Below are 373 nucleotides of genomic sequence, written 5' to 3'. Positions count from 1 at the left end.
TAACAGTTACTTCATACGTTCCAGCTCCAATACCTGATAAATCTTGAGTAATGGCAGCGATTGCGTTTCCGTCTTTTTTCCAAGTATAAGTATAAGGAGAAGTTCCACCAGAGATTGTCAAGTCGATGGCTCCAGTAGTGTCATTATAACAGTTTACATTGGTTTGTGAAGTTACTGCAATACTTAAACCAGCACTTGGTTGAGTAATTGTAATTGTTTTAACAGCTTTACAGCCTTTGTCGTCGGTAACAGTTACTTCATACGTTCCAGCTCCAATACCTGATAAATCTTGAGTAATGGCAGCGATTGCGTTTCCGTCTTTTTTCCAAGTATAAGTATAAGGAGAAGTTCCACCAGAGATTGTCAAGTCGAT

At 38.9% G+C, this 373-nt stretch carries 1 protein-coding gene; it reads right to left on the bottom strand.

Annotated features, from left to right (window positions below; translation table 11 throughout):
• Positions 1 to 373: SprB repeat-containing protein (locus B0E44_RS00020; protein ID WP_174565116.1), on the bottom strand; the 373-nt coding region annotated here is incomplete at both ends.

The organism is Flavobacterium sp. A45 (genome assembly GCF_002001005.1).
Lineage (GTDB): Bacteria > Bacteroidota > Bacteroidia > Flavobacteriales > Flavobacteriaceae > Flavobacterium.
Note: the sequence above shows the minus strand (reverse complement) of the source record. Positions and strands in the feature narration are given on the sequence as shown.